Annotated in this window: 21 protein-coding genes; 10 read left to right on the top strand and 11 right to left on the bottom strand. The window is 39.4% G+C overall.

What is annotated here, in order from left to right; all coding sequences use genetic code 11:
* Window positions 1-27 precede the first annotated feature (27 nt).
* From mltG to ACKC4Y_RS02085, 6 genes are all read right to left on the bottom strand, one after another.
* Window positions 28-1,059 carry an endolytic transglycosylase MltG gene (mltG, locus tag ACKC4Y_RS02110; RefSeq protein ID WP_409361762.1) on the bottom strand — a complete coding sequence of 344 codons (1,032 nt, stop codon included), beginning with the start codon at window positions 1,057-1,059 and terminating at the stop codon, window positions 28-30.
* 187 nt (window positions 1,060-1,246) lie between these two features.
* Window positions 1,247-2,509 (bottom strand): beta-ketoacyl-ACP synthase II, encoded by a 1,263-nt coding sequence (gene fabF, locus ACKC4Y_RS02105; protein ID WP_409361761.1) that lies wholly within the window; start codon window positions 2,507-2,509, stop codon window positions 1,247-1,249.
* Window positions 2,510-2,609: 100 nt separating this feature from the next.
* A complete protein-coding gene (locus ACKC4Y_RS02100; RefSeq protein ID WP_004860281.1) occupies window positions 2,610-2,846 on the bottom strand; it encodes an acyl carrier protein in 237 nt (78 codons plus the stop codon).
* 265 nt (window positions 2,847-3,111) lie between these two features.
* Window positions 3,112-3,849 (bottom strand): 3-oxoacyl-[acyl-carrier-protein] reductase, encoded by a 738-nt coding sequence (gene fabG, locus ACKC4Y_RS02095; RefSeq protein ID WP_409361760.1) that lies wholly within the window; start codon window positions 3,847-3,849, stop codon window positions 3,112-3,114.
* Between the two features lie 20 nt (window positions 3,850-3,869).
* Entirely contained in the window at window positions 3,870-4,814 is a 945-nt protein-coding gene (fabD, locus tag ACKC4Y_RS02090) for an ACP S-malonyltransferase (protein ID WP_409361759.1), read from the bottom strand.
* A gap of 76 nt (window positions 4,815-4,890) precedes the next feature.
* Window positions 4,891-5,478, bottom strand: coding sequence for an undecaprenyl-diphosphatase (locus ACKC4Y_RS02085; RefSeq protein WP_409361758.1), 588 nt, complete (start codon window positions 5,476-5,478; stop codon window positions 4,891-4,893).
* A gap of 344 nt (window positions 5,479-5,822) precedes the next feature.
* Here ACKC4Y_RS02085 and rpsF point away from each other — a divergent pair, with 344 nt between their 5' ends.
* From rpsF to ACKC4Y_RS02040, 9 genes are all read left to right on the top strand, one after another.
* Window positions 5,823-6,230, top strand: a complete 408-nt coding sequence (gene rpsF, locus ACKC4Y_RS02080) for a 30S ribosomal protein S6 (RefSeq protein WP_409361757.1) — start codon at window positions 5,823-5,825, stop codon at window positions 6,228-6,230.
* Window positions 6,230-6,478 carry a 30S ribosomal protein S18 gene (rpsR, locus tag ACKC4Y_RS02075; protein ID WP_409361756.1) on the top strand — a complete coding sequence of 83 codons (249 nt, stop codon included), beginning with the start codon at window positions 6,230-6,232 and terminating at the stop codon, window positions 6,476-6,478. The genes rpsF and rpsR overlap by 1 nt, the downstream gene beginning before the upstream one ends.
* A 151-nt stretch (window positions 6,479-6,629) precedes the next feature.
* Complete coding sequence (locus tag ACKC4Y_RS02070) at window positions 6,630-7,610, top strand: hypothetical protein (RefSeq protein WP_409361755.1); 981 nt, start codon at window positions 6,630-6,632, stop codon at window positions 7,608-7,610.
* A gap of 24 nt (window positions 7,611-7,634) precedes the next feature.
* Complete coding sequence (gene rplI / locus ACKC4Y_RS02065) at window positions 7,635-8,249, top strand: 50S ribosomal protein L9 (RefSeq protein WP_409361754.1); 615 nt, start codon at window positions 7,635-7,637, stop codon at window positions 8,247-8,249.
* Between the two features lie 622 nt (window positions 8,250-8,871).
* Window positions 8,872-10,362, top strand: a complete 1,491-nt coding sequence (locus tag ACKC4Y_RS02060; protein WP_409361753.1) for a replicative DNA helicase — start codon at window positions 8,872-8,874, stop codon at window positions 10,360-10,362.
* 6 nt (window positions 10,363-10,368) lie between these two features.
* A complete protein-coding gene (radA, locus tag ACKC4Y_RS02055; protein ID WP_409361752.1) occupies window positions 10,369-11,763 on the top strand; it encodes a DNA repair protein RadA in 1,395 nt (464 codons plus the stop codon).
* A 124-nt stretch (window positions 11,764-11,887) separates the two neighbouring features.
* On the top strand, window positions 11,888-12,469 hold the full coding sequence (locus tag ACKC4Y_RS02050; protein ID WP_409361751.1) for a CvpA family protein: 582 nt from the start codon (window positions 11,888-11,890) through the stop codon (window positions 12,467-12,469).
* A gap of 79 nt (window positions 12,470-12,548) precedes the next feature.
* A complete protein-coding gene (purF, locus tag ACKC4Y_RS02045; RefSeq protein ID WP_409361750.1) occupies window positions 12,549-14,039 on the top strand; it encodes an amidophosphoribosyltransferase in 1,491 nt (496 codons plus the stop codon).
* Window positions 14,040-14,041: 2 nt separating this feature from the next.
* Window positions 14,042-14,791 (top strand): SDR family NAD(P)-dependent oxidoreductase, encoded by a 750-nt coding sequence (locus ACKC4Y_RS02040; protein ID WP_409361749.1) that lies wholly within the window; start codon window positions 14,042-14,044, stop codon window positions 14,789-14,791.
* An 81-nt stretch (window positions 14,792-14,872) separates the two neighbouring features.
* Here the strand turns inward: ACKC4Y_RS02040 and pssA are convergent, their stop codons facing one another.
* The 5 genes from pssA to cysS all read right to left on the bottom strand — a co-directional run bounded on the left by pssA (window position 14,873) and on the right by cysS (window position 20,763).
* Window positions 14,873-15,712, bottom strand: coding sequence for a CDP-diacylglycerol--serine O-phosphatidyltransferase (gene pssA / locus ACKC4Y_RS02035; RefSeq protein ID WP_409361748.1), 840 nt, complete (start codon window positions 15,710-15,712; stop codon window positions 14,873-14,875).
* Window positions 15,713-15,720: 8 nt separating this feature from the next.
* Window positions 15,721-16,419, bottom strand: coding sequence for a phosphatidylserine decarboxylase (locus tag ACKC4Y_RS02030; RefSeq protein WP_409361747.1), 699 nt, complete (start codon window positions 16,417-16,419; stop codon window positions 15,721-15,723).
* 117 nt (window positions 16,420-16,536) lie between these two features.
* Window positions 16,537-18,420: an ABCB family ABC transporter ATP-binding protein/permease gene (locus tag ACKC4Y_RS02025; protein ID WP_409361746.1), complete on the bottom strand. Its 1,884-nt coding sequence runs from the start codon at window positions 18,418-18,420 to the stop codon at window positions 16,537-16,539.
* A gap of 121 nt (window positions 18,421-18,541) precedes the next feature.
* Window positions 18,542-19,213, bottom strand: coding sequence for a DUF421 domain-containing protein (locus tag ACKC4Y_RS02020; RefSeq protein ID WP_409361745.1), 672 nt, complete (start codon window positions 19,211-19,213; stop codon window positions 18,542-18,544).
* Window positions 19,214-19,254: 41 nt separating this feature from the next.
* Window positions 19,255-20,763, bottom strand: a complete 1,509-nt coding sequence (gene cysS, locus ACKC4Y_RS02015) for a cysteine--tRNA ligase (protein WP_409361744.1) — start codon at window positions 20,761-20,763, stop codon at window positions 19,255-19,257.
* Window positions 20,764-21,294: 531 nt separating this feature from the next.
* Here cysS and ACKC4Y_RS02010 point away from each other — a divergent pair.
* The gene (locus ACKC4Y_RS02010; RefSeq protein ID WP_409361743.1) at window positions 21,295-21,666 is read left to right on the top strand and encodes a TIGR02301 family protein; all 372 of its coding nucleotides are present in this window, start codon (window positions 21,295-21,297) and stop codon (window positions 21,664-21,666) included.
* Window positions 21,667-21,770 lie beyond the last annotated feature (104 nt).

The raw sequence follows: 21,770 nt of genomic DNA, 5'->3' as shown, positions 1-21,770 counted from the left end.
TGATATTTCTTCTACATTCTAGAAAATTTAATGTGTCTTCTTTAATGCACGCCACTTACGGACATTGATATTATGTTCATCCAAAGTTTTAGAAAAAACATGTCCTCCAGAACCATCTGCTACAAAATAAAGCACATCACTACTGGGTGAGTGCGCCACCGCTTTCAAAGAATCTCGTCCTGGATTCGCAATAGCAGTTGGCGGTAAACCATAAATTTTGTAAGTATTATATGGTGTTTCCTTTTCAAGATCTGAACGGTAAATCGCACGACCGGAAGGTTTTCCTTTTCCACCAAAAAGACCATAAATGACTGTTGGATCAGACTGAAGGCGCATATGTTGCGCAAGACGGTTATAAAAAACCGCAGCAACTTTTGGTCTCTCTGCTGCAATTCCTGTTTCTTTCTCAACAATCGAGGCCAATATAACAAATTCGTCAATAGATTTGATTGGTAAATCAGGTGAGCGCGTAGCCCATATAGCATTAACTAATTTTGTCTGTTCTTCACGCAGCCTTTTTATAATTTCTTTGCGCGTTGTCCCCCGAATAAAACGAACAGTATCTGTCATCAAACTGCCCTCCGGAGGCAAAACTTCCGGAAGATCTCCAATCAAAATTTCATTAGCAGCTAATCGATCAAAAACTTGTTGAACTGTTAAACCTTCAGGCACTGTAAACGTATACTCAATAGATTTACCTTTCACAAGGATATCCATAATATCTTGCATCGAAGCATGTGCTGGAATTAAATATTCACCAGCTTTAAGATGTGTTGTTTTTTGATGATAAGCAACCCCGTAAACAAAAACATCCGATGATCGAACGAGACCACGTTTTTCAAGCAATAAAGCGATTTCACGAATTCCTGTTCCAGGAGAGATAAGGATAACCTGTTCTTTCTCAGATATCCCCTTCCCTTCAAAAATGCTTTTTCCAATATAAAGAGGGATACTTATGGCCAAAACAATAACCACGATCAGCATTAGAAAAAAATGACCGAGAATAACCAACGGATTACGCACGATATATGATTTTTTTTGTTTCTTACATTCTGACATATCATCACTATCTTTTAAATGATTCGAAGAGACAATATTTAGATCCTTCAGTGGGTTTTCACTTTTTTTACATTGGATATAATTATCAAGCTCAATAATTTTTTAGCTACTACAATTATAATCTCTCACTTAAATCTTGTAATAAAGTATAAAATTCAGAAACAGGAAAAAACAATCCAAATGCTTATTATTCGCTACAACGCCGAATTACCAAAGATGCGTTTGTTCCACCAAACCCAAAAGAATTGGAAAGAACCGTGTTAATTTTTCGTTCGCGTGGTTTGTGCGGTACAAGATCGATCTTTGTTTCAATCGACGGATTATCAAGATTGAGTGTCGCCGGAGCTATATTATCTCGTATAGCTAAAACACAAAAAATAGCCTCAGCCGCCCCTGCTGCACCAAGTAAATGCCCCACTGATGACTTCGTTGATGACATGGATACTTGTGATGCATAATGGCCTAAAACACGCTCAACAGCCGCTAACTCTATGACATCAGCCATCGTTGATGTACCATGGGCATTAATGTAATCAAGTTCGCTCACATTCACTTGTGCACGCTTCAGAGCAGCCATCATACTACGCTGTGCACCTTCACCGCTCTCTGAAGGTGCTGTAATATGGTAAGCATCTCCGGATAAACCGTAGCCAATAATCTCAGCATAAATACGAGCACCTCGTTTTTTTGCGTGTTCAAACTCTTCTAAAACGAGGATGGCTGCTCCCTCACCCATCACGAAACCATCACGATCAGCGTCATAAGGGCGTGATGCTCGTTCAGGATCATCATTACGACAAGTAGAAAGAGCTCTACAAGCAGCAAAACCGGCAAGAGATATTCGATTTATCGGAGATTCAGTGCCCCCAGCCACCATAACATCGGCATCACCAAATGCAATCAAACGCGCTGCATCACCAATCGCATGCGCACCTGTAGAACAAGCCGTTACAACCGAATGATTAGGACCGCGCAAACCATATTTAATAGACACATAACCAGAGGCAAGATTAATCAAACGTCCTGGAATAAAAAAAGGAGAAACACGCCTTGGCCCCTTATCACGAAGCGTATAACCGGCCTCAACAATGCCTTCAATGCCACCAATACCTGAACCAATCAATACACCTGTGCAAACCTGATCTTCATCTCTCTTGGGAAACCATTCAGCGTCTGCAAGCGCTTGGCCAGCAGCCGCCATTGCATAAACAATAAACCCATCAACTTTACGCTGTTCCTTTGGATCCATATACAAATCGGCATTATACGTACCATCTGTTCCATCCCCAAAAGGAATACGCGCAGCAATTTGGCATGGCAAGTCGGACACATCAAATTCAGTAATGCGCCGAACACCACTTCTCCCTTCAAGAAGTCGTTTCCAACTATATTCGACATCACCAGCTAATGGAGATACCAATCCTAAACCAGTAACAACAACACGTCTCATAACTTACAACCTTGAATTGAGATCACTCCTCAAAGCTCACCTCTCAAGACAGCCTCAAAGAATATAGGCAAAAGCATTTCCTGCCTTTGCCCTTCAGTCATCACGCAGAAGCTTTATCGATAAACTTCACTGCATCACCAACTGTAAAAATCGTTTCAGCAGCCTCATCTGGGATTTCTACACCAAATTCCTCTTCAAAAGCCATAACGAGCTCAACCGTATCAAGGCTATCTGCTCCTAGATCATCGATAAAGCTTGCATTTTCTACCACCTTATCTGCATTAACTCCAAGATGCTCCACGATAATTTTCTTAACGCGCTCTACTGTATCACTCATGTTGAAATCCTCGAATTTATATTATTTTCCTATAATTTGGTTAGCTATATCGGGCTATCTAATCAAGCAATAGATGCATTACTCTAAAGATTTTAGCAGCGATTTAAAACACCCTGTGGATATCCCCTACAAAATGAACCAATCTGACATTCCGACATAAATTGATCAACCTACGATATTTAAAGAAATGAATGCATCTTTCCATTTCATTCGTTACTATCTAAAATAATACGACTTATAAATCAATGTGGAATAAAATAAATACTCATATCATTGCCATCCCGCCATTGACATGTAGTGTTTGACCCGTCACGTATGCTGCTTCATCGCTCGCTAAATAAACAGCGGTGGCAGCAATTTCTTGCCCCATCCCCATACGCTTCATTGGAATCGCAGCCATAATAGTTTCTTTTTGTTTTTCGTTAAGTTTGTCAGTCATGGCGGATTTAATAAATCCTGGAGCAATACAATTGACAGTAATATTTCGTGAGGCAATTTCTTGCGCTAATGCTTTAGAAAAGCCTATCAAACCAGCTTTTGCAGCGCAATAATTCGTTTGTCCAGGATTTCCGACAACACCAACAACAGATGTTATATTAATAATCCTTCCATAGCGACGCCGCATCATAGAATGTGTCAATTCACGTGTTAAAGTAGAAGCAGCTGTTAAGTTGATGGCTAAGACATCATCCCAGTCTTGATCTTGCATACGTACAAAAAGACCATCTCGGGTGATTCCAGCATTGTTAACCAAGATATCAACCCCCCCCATTTCTCTTTCTGCTGCTTCAGCCAATTGCTTAATTGATTTACGCTCAGAAAGATTAGCCGGAAATACAAAAACATCTTGTCCCAAATCTGCTGCTACTTCTTTAAGCTTTTCTTCACGGGTTCCATGGAGCCCAACAATTGCCCCTTGCTCATGAAAGCAATGCGCAATTGCTTCACCAATTCCTCCTGATGCTCCTGTCACAAGAGCTTTACGACCTGTTAATTTAAACATTTTTCAGACTCCTTGATAGATTAAACGCCAAGCACTCGTAGTGCTGCTTCTATTTCCTCAGCTGTCCCAATTGTTAATCCTTTTATATCCTTATTAATACGACGCGCTAAACCCGTTAATACTTTTCCAGCACCAACTTCAAAAAGCGTATCGACTCCATTGGTGCCAATCCACTCTATCGTTTCACGCCACCGCACTTTTCCAGTTACTTGTTGGACAAGAAGCGTAGTAATACGCTCTGGATCATTCTCTGGTGCAACAGAAACATTGGAAACAAGAGGAACAATAGGAGCTGTTGCGTTAACAGTCAAAAATGCATTCTTCATGGCATCAGCAGCAGACTGCATTAAGGACGAATGGAAAGGCGCAGAAACCGGAAGGAGAAGTGCACGTTTAGCGCCTTTTTTTGATGCAATCTCTACTGCTACTTCAACCGCTTTTGCTTCACCTGAAATAACAATTTGCCCACCACCATTATCATTAGCAATCTGGCATAGTCCTTCTCCAGAAACCGTTTTGCAAATTTTTTCCACATCTTTCTCATCCAAACCAATCAGTGCTGCCATAGAACCTTTACCGACAGCAACAGCTGCCTGCATGGCATTGCCACGAATCCGCAAGAGCCTTGCCGTATCAGTAAGACTAAATGTACCAGCAGCACAAAGAGCTGAGTATTCACCTAAAGAATGGCCTGCAACAAATTTTACTTGTGATTTTATATTCAGCCCCAATTGTTCCATCACGCGAATAACTGCCATGGATACAGCCATTAATGCTGGTTGTGCATTTGCTGTTAACGTCAAAACATCTGCTGGTCCTTCAAAAATGATCTCTGATAATTTCTCACCTAAAGCATCATCTACTTCTTCAAAAACCATCCACGCTGCAACAAATTGCTCTGTAAGTATTTTGCCCATACCAACAAACTGGCTTCCCTGCCCTGGAAAAGTAAAAGCTGCCACCATCAATCGACTCCTAAATTGTGCAATTCATTTTTTCTCTTTTGATCTTATTCATCAACACAAATCAAGACAAAGTAACTTATTTAGAACGCATATCTCTCTTAAAATTATATTTTAATGGCGGAATTTGATATAAAAACTTAGGGAAATACGGTGCTATAAACTGAATAACACCCCAACTGATAAAACTTCCTAAAATTATACCTGCTAAAATATCAAACGGATAATGCACACCAACAAAGATGCGCCCCCAACAAATCAAGCATAAAAATATTGCTGCAAACCTAAAAGCAACTTTGTATCGGTAAAAATAAAGACTCGCCATATAAGATGCAATAGTTAAGGCATGATTACTGGGAAAAGAAGCTGTTGCGCGATGCTTAATCAGTGGTGTCGTCAAACCTACAACAAACGGACGTGGATGGAAATAAAAAAGAGAAATAAGATACCCTATAAAAAGAGCCGTAAAAATACTCACGCATATGCTTAGTACTACGCGCCGTTCCTTAACCTCACAGCAAAACCACAGTATAAAAAGATGTAGTGGAATAATATAAATTAAAAACTTTGCACAAAAAATACTAAATAAAACTAAGACCGGCCATGATTGATGATTTCCAGCAAACATTTCAAAAAGGGCAACATCAATCTGGTTTAAAAAATCCATTCTTCTCTCCTTCATTCTTATAGCTTTACAGTATCGCCCTCTTTGTAAAAGAGTGAAACGATAAAATATCAGATTCAAAAAACACATTTTTTACGTGCATAAACTTGCTATTTTTAAAGATAAGCTGTAAATGTCAAACGTTCGTTACCGGCACTTTGGCTGGAGGTTGAACGGAGGACTGAAAACAAACCAGTAGGAAATGCAATATTTCCGACCTCCCGTATCTCCGCTCTCGAATGTCTCGAATTATAAACGCGTCCTTTCTTCTTTGGGTCTCCAAAAAAGACAAGTCGCAGAGGCTTTGCGCTAAAACCGGTAAAGTTTAATTGAAGAAAGGCAAAATAATGGCTCTGTATGAACATATGTTTCTTGCCCGACAAGATATCGCACCGCAGCAAATTGATGAGCTTTTGAATGTCTACAAAGGTGTCATTGAAGCGCACGGTGGAAAAGTTGGGCGTGTAGAAAACTGGGGTCTTCGTCCCCTCGCTTATCGCATTCGCAAAAACCGTAAGGCTTATTATGTACTGGTCAATATTGACGCACCAGCCGCAGCAATTGCTGAAGTTGAACGTCAAATGCGCATCAATGAAGACATTTTGCGTTACATGACCATTCGTGTAGAAAAACATGAAAAAGAAAAGTCTGCTATGCTTTCGCGCCTTGACCGGAACAGTCGCATTGGACAAGATGAAGAACGTCCTCGCTCTCCACGTCGTCAACGTGAAAATGTCATAGAAGGAGTAGAATGATGACTGACCTCAATCAGACCGCAACACGTCGTCCCTTTAATCGCCGCCGTAAAACATGTCCATTTTCAGGTTCTAATGCTCCAAAGATTGATTATAAAGACATTAAATTGTTACAGCGTTATATCTCAGAACGTGGGAAAATCGTTCCTTCGCGAATTACAGCTGTTAGTCAGAAAAAACAACGTGAATTGGCTAATGCTATCAAACGTGCCCGTTTTCTCGGCTTGCTTCCATACGTTATAAAATAGTATGCAAATGCACTCTGCAGCTGGGTATCTTCCCAGCCGCTTTTTTTGTATAATTCAGTGAAGCACCTAATTGCGGATTATACGAAGATATCAGAATACTAAAGTTGGGGCATTGCAGTGCTCCTAACTGCAGAAAGCAGGACAGCAATAAATGAAAAGTTTTCGTACTTATGAGATAATGACAGGTGTTTTAGCGGGGTTGTTTGCTGTCGTGGTAGGAATGGCAATCATTAGAATCGCAAATGTTGCACCCTATTTTTCTCTCCTTCTTGGTTGCTTTCTTTCACTCCCGATTTTCATTGTTGCATTCGGTCGAGGAACACTAGCTAGCGTCTTTGCCTTAATAAGCGCCACTGTCGTTCTTGTTGTCGTTACTAATGTTTACATTGGCGTTGGCTTTATGCTCTTATTTTTTCTTCCTGCTGTCTATGCTTCTTGGCTTCTCGGACTTGCACGACCAGTGCAAGAGGGAAATTCGTTGGTATGGTATCCATTATCGCTGGTTATTTTTCATTTAACCAACTTTATTGCCCTTCTATCAAGCTTCGTTGGACTCTATATAGAGACACGTCCATCAACGCCTTTCATTGCGAAAAAAGTCACTGCGGACATAGCTCAAGTTATGCAACAATCACCATCACTAAAGGAAACTGATATAATAGCCTTTAGCGAACTTTTAATGACGCATGCAGCAACTTTGACAGCTATTGCTCTGGCTGTTTATAGTCTAATTTTTCTTATTGGTAATCTTTATTTTTCAATAATAACAGCACAACACATGAGATGGCTGAAAAGACCCCGTGATGATTGGAGTCAAACTCTCCGCCTCCCGATTTCTGGAATTGTTATTTTCATTGTTGTTTGCATAGCATCTTTGATCGATTTGGGCTTTACTCTTAATTTAATCGCGCGTGTCTTTAGCTCTGCATATACTGTCATAATATCAATCAGTGGCCTAGCATATCTCCACAATATTACAAAAGGGATAAACGGTCGGGTTATTATACTTTCTCTTGTTTATATTGCTATTTTAACTGTCGTTTTTGCTCCACCTCTTTCTTTTATGATGCTTCTCATGGGTATTTGGGCTGCTATTCAATACAACTTTCAATCACGCAAAAAACTTCACTAATTTATTTGTTCGAAAGGAAAAACTATGGATATTATTCTACTTGAGCGCATTCCGCGTCTTGGTCAGATGGGTGATATTGTTTCAGTCAAAGATGGTTATGCACGTAACTTTCTCTTGCCTCAAGGAAAAGCTTTACGTGCTAATGAAACTAATAAAAAACACTTTGAAATACAGCGCGCGCAGCTTGAAGCTCGTAACCTTGAACGAAAAAGTGAAGCACAAAAAATTGCTGAAAAACTTGATGGTCAATCCTTTATTGTCGTCCGTTCAGCTGGTGAAACAGGACAGCTTTACGGGTCTGTGTCAACACGCGATATTTCTGAAATCATAACAAATGAAGGCTTTTCTATTGGGCGCAATCAAGTTGAACTCAATCATCCAATAAAAACTATCGGCCTCCATACCATCACTCTTAGCCTCCACCCTGAAGTTCAAATTACTGTAATCATTAATGTGGCACGTTCAGCCAGTGAAGCACAACGCCAAGCAGAAGGTGAAACACTTACTTCTGCTGCAGCAATATACGATGTGCAGAAAGAGCCATTTACAGAAAATCAAGAAGACTTCCCTACAGAGGACAGGGAAGAATCATTAGCAGAAGAGATGGATGGTAACGAAGCAAACCGCGAAGAGATTTAATTGCCATTTTTTCTCTTTATTGTGCATTTTCTATTGTTTTCCGTTTATCATATTAGGGTATCATGAAATGCTCAGCTCCAAAAGCTGAGTATTTTATTATGGGTACAAATTACAACTGAATTCTTTTGGAATAATCACTTTCATGCATTAGTGGAAAGTATCAAATACCCAAAACTATAAATAAAGTAGCGGAAAATACTCTCGTATGTTATTTCACTAAAATAAAAAATCGTTTTAAGTCCTGCCCTTTTAAAAGGGCGTGTCTTCTATGGATAGTAAATTTCTTATACCTCTAACATCATCTGACATAACTCCGATCACATAATTATTAAACACGCGGAAATTAGATATTGCGATTTTTTTAGAAAACTGGGAACATAACTTCGAAAATTTATCCGATATTCTTGCCAAAACTTTAAATTATAAAAATAAAATATAAAGGAATATATTACATATAAGTGGTACAGATATTATAAGTTAAGCGATTGGAGAATGAGAATCTTTAAAAACTTAAACTGTGACTTTAATTTAAACAAAAATTCATCATCCACCCCTTTTATGTAGAACACTCGATATATTGCTTAAAAGGCATCAAACGCAAATTTTAGTGGAAAAAATTGTTATGGAAGAAACAAGCGTTATCAACTTTAGCTCTTCGCAGAAAGAAGATTCCGCTTCTTTTCGACAACTCCCGCACAATATTGAAGCTGAGCAAGCGTTGCTTGGAGCAATCCTCATTAACAACGATGCGCTTGATCGCGTTTCAGATTTTCTTAAACCAAGCCATTTTTTTGAACCTTTGCATCAAAAAATCTATGACGTTTTGTTTCAAATTATCCAAAAAGGCAAACTTGCAAATCCAGTTACCATCAAGTCCTTTATTCCAGCTGATGAAAAAATTGGCGATATCACCGTATACAATTACGTTGTTCGTTTAGCTAAAGAAGCGGTGACAATTATTAATGCTGAAGATTATGGACGCGTCATCTATGATCTCTTTATCCGACGCTCTTTGATTAATCTTGGAAACGAAGTCGTCAATACAGCCTTTGATGCTCCTGTAAATCTTACACCGGCCGAACAAATTGAAACTGTTGAACATCGGTTGTTTGAACTGGCAGAAAAAGGGAAATATGGCGGTGGGTTTGAAAATTTTGACGAGGCTGTCAAAAAAGCACTTGATATGGCAAGTGCTGCCAAAAAGCGTTCCTCACAGTTATCAGGGATAGCGACCCATATTAAAACACTTGATGAAAAAATGGGAGGATTACAAAAGTCTGACTTAATTATCCTCGCTGGACGCCCCGGTATGGGGAAAACCGCACTTGCAACCAATATTGCCTTCAATATTGCCAATGCTTGCAATCGTGATGCCTCAACACAAGAAAATGAAGGAGGCATTGTTGGATTTTTCTCGCTTGAAATGTCATCAGAACAACTTGCAACGCGTATTATTTCCGAACAAACAGAAGTCTCTTCCTCTGATATCAGACGTGGGAATATTTCAGAAGAGCAGTTTGCAAAAATCATACGTGCAATGAATCGTCTACAAAAAGCGCCACTTTATATCGACCAAACAGGTGGAATATCAATCACGCAATTAGCGGCACGCGCACGGCGTCTCAAACGGCAACATGGTTTGGATGTTTTAATTATTGACTACATCCAGTTAATGACGAGCAATTCAAGGCGTTCCTCAGAAAATCGTGTTCAAGAAATTACAGAAATTACTACAGGTCTCAAAGCATTAGCTAAAGAATTGAATGTTCCTATTATTGCTCTTTCACAACTTTCACGCCAAGTTGAAAATCGAACAGATAAACGCCCACAACTCTCAGATTTGCGAGAATCTGGTTCGATTGAACAAGATGCTGACATCGTGCTTTTTGTCTATCGCGAAGAATATTATCTCAAAAATGAAGAACCTAAGATAGGTAGCCCTGAATATGTGAAATGGCAAGACGCAATGGACAACGCTTTTGGGAAAGCTGACGTTATTGTCGCAAAACAACGCCACGGACCAACAGGAACTATTCATCTCGCCTTTCAGTCTGATTTCACACGCTTTAGCGATCTGGCAGATAGTAAGTATCTTCCAGAACAAATTGGTTAAATCATCATGGCACGCATTCGTGTTCAATTTATCTGCCAAAATTGTGGTACTGTCCATTCACGCTGGGCTGGAAAATGTAGTTCCTGTGGAGAATGGAATTCCCTTATCGAAGAAAATGTGAATGGCGGAATCGGCACTGGCCCTGTGCAAAATATTCGTAAGGGGCGTGTCGTTGCACTTACATCTCTTTCTGGAAATATCGAAGATGCTCCACGCATCCATTCTGGCATTGCGGAACTCGATCGTGTTACTGGAGGTGGGTTTGTCCGTGGATCAGTCTTACTTGTTGGTGGCGATCCGGGTATTGGAAAGTCAACATTGCTAACACAAACGGCAGCAGCCTTATCACAAAAAGGACATCACGTCATCTATGTTTCAGGTGAAGAAGCCATTGCACAAATCTGCCTTCGTGCACAAAGGCTTGGTGCTGAAAATACAAAAGTTAAGCTCGCCGCTGAAACCAATGTTGAAGATATTCTTGCAACCTTAAGCGAACATAAAAACCTTGATATGGTTATTATCGATTCCATTCAGACTCTATGGTCAGATGCAGCGGATTCAGCACCAGGAACCGTCACACAAGTGCGTATCAGCGCTCAAGCAATGATCCGCTTTGCTAAAAAAACAGGAGCGGCTGTTGTTCTTGTCGGCCATGTTACAAAAGATGGGCAAATTGCTGGTCCTCGGGTTGTCGAACATATGGTTGATGGTGTTCTCTATTTTGAGGGTGAAGGTGCCCATCATTATCGAATTCTTAGAACTGTAAAAAATCGTTTCGGACCAACTGATGAAATTGGCGTCTTCGAAATGTCTGATAAAGGATTACGGGAGGTGATTAATCCATCTGAACTTTTTTTGGGTGAAAGGAATGAAAAAGCACCGGGCGCTGCTGTTTTTGCAGGAATGGAAGGAACGCGCCCAATATTAGTAGAAATTCAAGCGCTTGTTGCTCCCTCTTCACTTGGAACACCACGACGTGCCGTCGTTGGATGGGATGGAAATCGCCTCTCCATGATTCTTGCTGTTTTAGAAGCCCATTGCGGCGTCCGCTTTGGACAACATGATGTCTATCTTAATGTTGCAGGCGGATATCGCATATCAGAACCAGCAGCTGATTTAGCTGTTGCAGCAGCTTTGGTATCCTCTCTCTCAAATATTCCTCTCCCAACTGATTATGTCTATTTTGGTGAAATAAGCCTTTCAGGGGCTATCCGCGCGGTAGCACATTCAGGACAGCGCATCAATGAAGCCAAAAAACTTGGATTTCAAGGCTCTGTTCAACCCACCGCAACAACGGAAATGATAAAGTCCCTAACCTTTCAACAAAAAACATTCTCCGACCTTCCTGAATTAGTCGCTGTCATTGCCGCAGGTAAAAAACGAACTGCCCCACATGCATGATAATAAAGAAAAAAATATATAAAATACAAAAGATCCTTGCTATAAGAATAAAAAATGGCATAACTAGAAAAGTACTTGTATGCTGTTTAAACAGAACGCAATTTTATGCATAAGGAATAAACAAATGAGCATAACAGTTCTTGATGGAATTGTCGTAGCAATCATCCTGTTTTCTGCCTTTCTCGCCATGCTCCGAGGCTTTTCGCGTGAAGTATTGTCGTTGATGTCTTGGGCAATTGCAGCTGTTGCTACACTGTTTTTATTCAAACCTATATTGCCCTTCTTTGAGCAATATATCTCTAACAAAACGGTTGCATTGATTACCGCATTAGTTACGATTTTTATTATTGTTCTGATTATTACTTCTATCATTACAATGAAAATATCTGATTTTATTATTGATAGTCGCATTGGTATACTTGACCGTACTATCGGTTTTATCTTTGGAGCGCTGCGTGGCTTGTTAATCATGGTCATTGGAATGTTACTCGTTAATTCGCTTATCAAACCTGAACAACAATCTGACTGGTTGAAAAATGCAAAAACAAAACCTATGCTCGATTCACTGGGGCAAAAAATTGGAGATTTATTACCAAAAGATCTCGACTCTGTTCTCGAAAAGTCAGAAAAACTTTTTAAAAGAGATGATGCAAATACGAATGAAAAAAAACCGCATGCAAATATGTCTCAACAAAATGGAAAATAGTTTGTTATTGGAGAAAAGATCCAGATAATATGCAACATATGATATTAACTATTTCTCACATCATGATCGAGAGAATACGATGACAAAAATCGACGTTCCCTTTGAGGAGTTTTCACTGGATGACGATACCCTTCATGAAGAATGTGGAGTTTTTGGTATTCTTGGACATGAAGATGCAGCAACATTGACAGCTCTGGGCCTCCATGCACTTCAGCATCGTGGACAAGAAGCAGCTGGGATTGTATCCTATCATAACAAAATGTTTCATCAAGAAAAGCATCTAGGACTTGTTGGTGATCACTATACAAACCCAGCAACACTTGCGCGTTTACCGGGAAATCGTGCTATCGGCCACACCCGTTATTCAACAACTGGAGAAATAGCATTACGCAATGTACAACCTCTTTTTGCTGAATTAAAAGCTGGAGGAATTGCTATTGCTCATAATGGCAATCTCACCAACGGTCTTACATTACGTCGAGAGCTCATTGCTTCTGGCGCTATCTGCCAATCAACATCAGATTCAGAAGTTTTTCTCCACCTTATCGCTCGCTCCCGTTATGAATCGTCATCTGATCGTTTTGTTGATGCTATTCGGCAAGTAGAAGGTGGTTATGCCATGCTAGCGCTTACACGCACTAAGCTCATCGCTGCACGTGATCCAACAGGTATTCGACCACTCGTGATGGGCGAACTTGATGGTAAACCAATTTTTTGTTCTGAAACCTGTGCTCTTGATATCATTGGAGCAAAATATGTCCGCGATGTCAAAAATGGGGAAATCATCATATGCGAAATACAAGAAGATGGGAAAATCACTAAAAAAATTATAAAACCTGAAAGTGAAAAACCTGAAAAACTGTGCCTTTTTGAATATGTCTATTTTGCTCGTCCTGATTCAATTGTTGGAGGACGGAATGTTTATATGACACGTAAAAATATGGGTATCCATTTAGCGCAAGAAGCGCCCTGTGAGGGAGATGTTGTCGTCCCCGTTCCTGATGGTGGAACACCTGCCGCAATTGGCTACGCACAAGAAATTGGAATCCCCTTTGAACTTGGCATTATTCGTAATCATTATGTTGGACGCACTTTTATCGAGCCAACACAACAAATTCGTGCTTTTGGGGTAAAATTAAAGCATTCTGCAAACCGTCCTGTTATTGAGGGAAAACGCGTGATTCTAGTTGATGACTCCATAGTACGGGGAACCACATCCGTCAAAATCGTACGAATGCTTCGAGATGCAGGTGCAAAAGAAGTTCATATGCGCATTTCTAGCCCTATGATTTTCTATCCTGACTTCTATGGTATTGATACTCCTGAAGTTGAAAGTCTTTTGGCTAATCAATATCCAGACTTAAAGTCGATGTGCAATTTTGTGGGAGCTGACTCATTAGAGTTTCTTTCAACGGATGGTCTATACCTTGCTGTGGCAGGAGAAAAACGAAACAATGCTGATCCACAATTTACTGATCATTATTTTACCGGACATTATCCTACACATCTGGTTGATCAAGAAAGTATTCCCAAAATTCATCAATCATCTGTTCTAAAAACAAGCAACTAATGATGACAAAGTTTGATTTTAATCTCTTTGGTCGTGTTGCACTTGTTACAGGTGCTTCAAGAGGAATTGGCTATCATTTAGCATTAGAACTTGCAGCGCGCGGCGCTCATATTATCGCCCTTGCACGAACAATGAGTGGACTCATTGAACTTGAAAAAAAAATCCAAGAAAAAGGTGCCTCTGCAACACTCATTCCACTCGACTTACATCATATGGAAAATATTGATGCTCTTAGTGTTTCAATTGCTAAGCGCTCGAAAAAACTCGATATTATGGTCGCAAATGCAGGAATCCTTGGAACGCTCTCTCCAATAGCGCATATCGAAAATACAGTATTTGAAGATGTTTTTCAAATAAATCTCATTAGCCAATGGCGCTTAATAAAAGCCATTGAACCCTTATTGCGTAAATCTGATGCTGGACGAGCGATTCTGCTATCCTCAAGCGTTGCGCATGTTGCGCGCGCTTTCTGGGGACCTTATGCAGCTTCTAAAGCTGCTTTAGAAATTATCGCTCGCTGTTGGGCTGAAGAACTAAAACAAACCCCTATCAAGATTAATTGTGTTGATCCTGGTGCCACACGTACTGCCATGCGCGCGCAAGCTATACCTGGTGAGGATTCTCAAACTCTCCCTTCACCACAAGAGGTTGCAGCAAAGATAGTACATTTATCATCACCTGATTTAAAGGAAACAGGAAAACTTTTTAATGTTCGTAAAAATCGGTTTATGAATTATCATGTCCCTGATTGATCAGTGACATAGAAATGATCAATCTGAATTAAGTTTCTCTCTACTTCTACTCTGCTCCCCCCACTCCCAAAATATCAAGCTCTATGATTTTGAGATAATTTTAACACTGGTCCCTTTTTCTTCCAAATCAGCCCGTTTATTATAAGCCATAAAACTACAAGGAAGAAAAATCATATAACCAACAGCTGTGATCAATAAAGTGTGCCATGTATAAGTAGCAAGAAAACCTACATAAATAACAATGCCAAGCATACATGGCACAACGATATCACGCCTCAAATTTTGATCAATTGTTTTTGCATTCCATACCGGTAAACGACTGACTAAAAGAAAAGCAATAATGACAGTATAAAGGCTAAAAAACAATGCCCAACTCCAACTTGGCATCAAACCAAGAGCACCTAAATACATAGGTAATAAAAGCAACAATGCCCCTGCTGGTGCAGGAACACCAATAAAATAATCTCCCTGCCATTTTGGTATATCTATGTTATCCAACATCACATTAAAACGCGCTAATCGCAAACAACAAGCAACACAATAGACAAGAGCTGCGATCCAACCGACCTGGTGTGCTTGATTCAAAATAAAAGAATAAACAATAAGTGCAGGCGCCACACCGAAATTAATAACATCAGCAAGAGAATCCATCTGCGCTCCAAAAGATGAACTCCCATCCATCAAACGAGCAATGCGACCATCAGCCCCATCTAAGACTGCTGCCAAAAGTACCATTAAAATAGCAGCCTCATAGCGATGCTCAAAAGCCAAACGAATACTACTCATTCCTGCGCAAATTGCCAAAATCGTGATAATATTGGGGATGACATATCGCATAGGTGTGGGTGAACGCCACCAATTTCCGGCTTCATCATGCTGTCCTTCAGGATTAAATGAAGAAAATAACGAAAAAAATTTCATTTCCTGTCCTAATCAAATCTGAAATCAGTTGTGACACTCGTATCATTAAAAGAGCCTAAAACAGTTTCTCCAGCGATTACTGTTTGCCTAATCCCAACACGCAATTTGATTTCGGTCGGCATATAAATATCAAGGCGAGAACCAAAACGAATCATCCCGAAGCGTTGCCCCGTAATAACGGAATCATTTTCTTTTGACCAACAAACAATCCGACGAGCAATCATTCCTGCTATCTGTACCATAGCAATTTTACCGTGTTTACTATCAATCACAAGCCCATTACGCTCATTAAACTGACTAGCTTTATCAAGCTCAGCATTTACAAACCGACCTGGGCGATAAACAATAGACTCTACTGTACCACTTATGGGAATACGGTTGATATGGCATGAAAAAATATCCATAAACACAGAAATACGGATCATTTCTTCATTCCCTAATCCTAATTCTTCGGGCGGAACGCACGGCCCAACAAATGAAATACACCCATCGGCAGGAGATACAACCAAATTTGAATTCAAAGGGATTACACGATCTGGATCACGGAAAAAATATATACACCAAACCGTCAAAACAAGACCACACCAAAACAACGGACTCCATATCCAACCAAGAATGAGCGAAATAACAAAAAATGCTAGAATAAAAGGATAACCCTCTTTATGAATTGGCGCAAAGCTATTATGGATAGATTGTAGAATACTCATATAATTTCCTATTCATAGATATAATCTAAATACGTAATGAATCTTTTTGTTCCTCCTCACCCTTGCGTATACTTAATCAATCACTCTCTATAAAGTTCAAAGTTCATTTTACGCAGTTTATTTCTTACGATTAACAACGCCCAACTCATCTTCTTCACGCATTTTACGTAATTTTTCTTCTGCTTGCGATGCTTCAAGCTGCTTATTCCACATTGAAGCATAGAGACCTTTTTTACGCAAAAGCTCTGCATGTGTCCCATTTTCAATAATACGTCCATTTTTGAGGACCAAAATTTCATCAGCATTGATAACAGTAGAAAGACGGTGAGCAATTATCAATGTTGTACGCCCACGGCTTACAATATCCAATGCTTGTTGAATTTCTTGTTCGGTAGCCGTATCAAGAGCCGCAGTTGCTTCATCCAGAATAAGAAGTGGTGGAGCTTTTAAAAGTGTCCGTGCAATAGCCACACGCTGTTTTTCACCACCTGATAACTTAAGTCCACGCTCACCTACCATAGACTGAAAACCTTTCGGAAGCATCTCAATAAATTTCGATATCTGTGCCATTTCAGCAGCTTTGTGCACCTCTTCATCAGTGGCACTTGGACGTCCATAGCAAATATTATATGCTATCGTATCATTAAATAACACTGTATCCTGCGGCACCATGCCAATAGCTTCACGCAAACTTTTTTGCGTTACATTACGGATATCTTGCCCGTCAATTGTGATAGATCCTGCATCAACATCGTAAAATCGAAAAAGCAATCGAGAAATAGTTGATTTACCAGCACCCGATGGACCAACAATCGCAATTGTTTTGCCTCCAGGAACCTCAAAATCAATATCTTTGAGAATCTGGCGAGTCGGATCATAGGAAAATTTGACCTGATTAAATCGAATGGTACCACCGCTTATCACTAAAGGTTTGGCATCTGGTTTATCAATGATTTCCTGTGGCACATCTAAAAGATCAAACATAGCTTCAATATCAGTTAAGCCTTGTCGAACTTCACGGTAAATTGAACCAATAAAATTCAATGGAATGGAAAGCTGCATTAAAAGCGCATTAATAAAAACAAAATCCCCTAAAGTTTGCGTATTATGAAATACTTCGTGAGCTGACATCAACATCAGAATAGTCATTCCAATACCAAAAATAAGGGACTGACCAAAGTTAAGCCAGCTTAACGATGTCCAAATTTTTGTCGCTGCTTTTTCATAACCTGCCATAGAAGAATCAAACCGGTGTGCTTCCAGAGTTTCATTGCCAAAGTATTTGACCGTTTCAAAATTCAAAAGGGAATCAACAGCACGCGTATTGGCCTCAGTATCTGCCGTATTCATTTGTTGCCGAATACGAATGCGCCAATCACTCGCCTTGATTGTGAACCAAGTATACAAACCAACTGTTGACACAACTATGAAAAAATAACGCCACCCATAACTTATATAAAAGACAAATGCCGTCAGAACAAATTCCAAAACTGTTGGTACTGTATTAAGAATTGAAAACCTAACGATCGCTTCAATCCCTTTCGTACCACGTTCAATCACACGAGAAAGCCCACCTGTTCGCCTTTCCAAATGAAATCGCAAAGATAATCCATGAATATGCACAAAGGTTTTATAAGCTAATTGACGAATAGCGTGCTGACCAACTGTTGCAAAAAGGGAATCACGCAACTGGTTTAATCCAGCTTGGATAATACGTGCAACATTGTATGCAAAAACGAGCATAATGGGAACGAGCCAACTAGATGGAAACCATACCGGAAGTTGAAAGCTCATATCAAGTGCATTTGTAGCATATTTAAAAAAATATGGTACAGATATGAGAACTAGCTTAGCTAAAACAAGATAAAATATCGCCCATAGTACACGTATTTTCAGATCGCGTCGATCTGCCGGCCACATATAAGGCCATAAGTTATAAAGTGTGCGGAGAGTTTGTCCTGTATCTGACGACACAGTTTTTATCATTTCATTCTGTTTCATCAAGCCCTTACTTCTCTACCATCCACTCAACAAGCACGACAACAATTCCCCTATCGCCATTTACAGGCCCTATTATTTTTTCTACAAACTTTCAGTAAATTACACGCATCAATGTTTCAGGTTAGACTGTTTTTGAGAAAGGGACAAGAAATAATCCGCCATAAGATTTATTATTTTGGTCTATATTCTCATACCATTCTGCCGCAAATAAATTCTCAACCTTGACACGCTTTTTTTTCAATTCTTCTCGAAGCCATTTTTTTGATTTACCAATCTCTTTAAGACCGTTATCAAAAATTTCGCCATTTTGTACTAAAATGACAGACTTCTTCTGTTCTTCCTTTTTAATAACGGAACAATCGCCATTGGTTTCCAAACGAACAAAAGCGGCTTCGTGTAAACTACAACCTTTAATCCGCAACATTGTAATTAGGTCATCCACGCTGATACCCAAATTCTTAATTTCATCCATTTGAAATACGCCATCTAAAACGAGCGTGATATCTCGTCCTGCAAGAAGACGACGAAAAAAAACTGAGTAGCGTGCAAAAAAATTAAGAGATGCGACTACGGTTTGCCAAATGAATAAGATAAGCAACAATTGAATGCTGCTAACATTTGGACTATAAATAACGCCTCCAATGATACTCCCCATCACAAAATTGCTCACCAAATCAACCGGTGTCATTTGACTAAGACTACCGCGACCGGTAGTTCTTAAAATAAAGAGGAAAGCGATAAGTCCTACAATCAGTTTAAGTGCGATATAACCATAATAATATAAAAATTCCATCAACTTTCTCCCTTGTTATGAAAGCTGCTAGAATATGGGAATTAAAACCGTTTTATTTCCCATATGGTTATACGCTCGCCAGTCTGTGGATCCTTTGTATCTTTTAGTGAGACCCCCTCTGCTGCAAGCTCATTACGAATTGTATCCGCAGCTGCCCACTCTTTATTATGGATAAGTCGTAGCCTTTCGGCAATACACTGATCAATAAATTTTGAATCAAGGGAAGTTTTTCTCATGAACAATGGACATTCCCTCTCTCTAATCCACTCTTGCCGCAATAATCCTAATAAATTCATTCCATTTGCGAGAGCCACAACATTTCCTGCTTTATAAAACTTTCGCATAAGAGCAAGTGCACTCGGAGTGTTAAGATCATCACTTAATGTGTCTACCAAAGAATTATCAAGAACTTCATTTTTCTCCAAACATTCCCTTTCACAATGAAGCAATTCATACCACCTATATAATTCACTACTAGATTGTGTTAGACGCTGAAACGTCCAATTTAGCGGTTCACGATAATGCGTTTGTAACATCGAAAAACGCGCAGACAAACCAGCCCACTTCTGTTTTATTTCATCTGTTAAAGCATTATTGAATTCAAAAAAATTACTCTCTAAGAGTGAACGAATAGTAATGAAATTGCCAAAGCTTTTAGACATCTTTTTGCCTTCAACCTGCAAAAAACCGTTATGCATCCAAAGATTCGCCATTCTCTCAATCCCAAAAGCTGAACAACTTTGTGCAATTTCATTTTCATGATGAGGAAAAACTAAATCAATACCGCCACCATGAATATCAAAAACATTCGCAGTTGGATCATCACAGGTTAAACCACCACCATAAGGCGCTAATAACTTTGCCATTGACATTGCCGAACATTCAATATGCCAACCTGGGCGACCTAAAACAGAAATTCCTGCCGGTGATTTCCAACCTGGTTCCCCTTCCGCAGAAGGTTTCCATAAAACAAAATCCATCTCATCCCTTTTATAAGCAGCAACATCAACACGTGCCCCCGCTCTCATTTCATCCAAGGAACGTTTTGCAAATGACCCATAACGGGGATGATCTCCCATGCTACTAACGGAAAACAATATATGATTTTCTGCTTTATAAGCGTGCCCCTTTTCAAGCAACCTTTCAATTAAAGAACGCATCTCTTCTAAATGATCGGTTGCGCGGGGTTGACTGGTTGGCAATAAACAACCAAGCGCCATTGTATCTTGTTGAAATTGAAAATAAGTATGTTCAGTCAATTGGCGAATAGCATCATTAAGTGCTAGCTCTGGATATTCGCAAGCTGCTCGTGCATTAATTTTATCATCCACATCTGTAATATTACGCGCATATATAACATGGTCCTTGCCATAGACATGACGCAATAAGCGAAATAAGACATCAAAAACAATCACAGGACGTGCATTACCGATATGAGCATAATCGTATACCGTCGGACCACAAACATAAAGACGCACCTTAGTCGCATCTATCGGTGTAAAATTTTCTTTTTTGCGTGTAAGCGTATTATAAAATCGCAACTCTTTCATGAATTATACTCCGTTAGCGATATTACTCGTCGCTCTTCTAAGTGAACCTTACCCAAGATCATCGAATTATGCGGGATTAAATGAAAACTTTCATATACTTTATGTAGAATTCTCAGAACCACCCCATTTTATCTATGCTGTATCCATCATCCGTCACAAAAACAATCCTCTTTTTATTTTATGGGGCCAGAGCATTTATCGACAAAAATTGGCTACTCCTCTTCTTGATAACAAAACTACCAGAGGAAAAAATCTTTCATCGTATAAATACAACGCGAATTTTCGTGAAAAACAGATTGCATGCAGAAAATCTAAAATTTTTAACCGGACAAAACTTAATCAAAGTTTTTAATATTCCCATGATACTTTCCTTACTGTTTCTTATGCCCTAAATTTCATAACATATCTGCTGTCTATAATGATGCAAAGAGATTTTCGTCATGTCCTTCAACATATAGTGATTAAGGACAAAGCCATTTTATCTGTTATTGTATTCGTATAGAAATTTATTAAAAAGGAGCAATAAAAATAATGCGTAATACATTGATAAAAATCATGGCTTTAGCATTTTTTTTCACTTCAATATCAACTTTTGCGCAACAATCTCCACCATATGATACAAAGTTGCTACGGCTGGCAGAAATTTTAGGGTCTCTACACTCTCTGCAAAATCTTTGTAATACCCCTACAAACCAATGGTATAATCACATGGCTACACTGATCGAAGCAGAAAACCCATCCCCACAAAGACGTGCTTATTTTTACGAAGCGTTTAATGAAGCTTATCGTGCTTTTTCAGAAAATTATCATCACTGTACACAATCAGCAATCGAAGCAAACCAGAGATATATTAAGGAAGGTAGAGCCTTATCCGAAAACCTTATTATGAATTATAATAATTGAACTATACAAAACTATCACACCATTATTTTTGCGAGACGGAATGGCAATACCCCATCAAAAATAACCTGATCAGCTAAATCTCACTCAATATGATCGCTTCAATT

Origin of the sequence: Bartonella heixiaziensis, from assembly GCF_046245125.2 — a bacterium.
Lineage (GTDB): Bacteria > Pseudomonadota > Alphaproteobacteria > Rhizobiales > Rhizobiaceae > Bartonella > Bartonella heixiaziensis.
The sequence above is the reverse complement of the archived record's forward strand: the minus strand, read 5'-3'. Positions and strand labels throughout refer to the sequence as shown.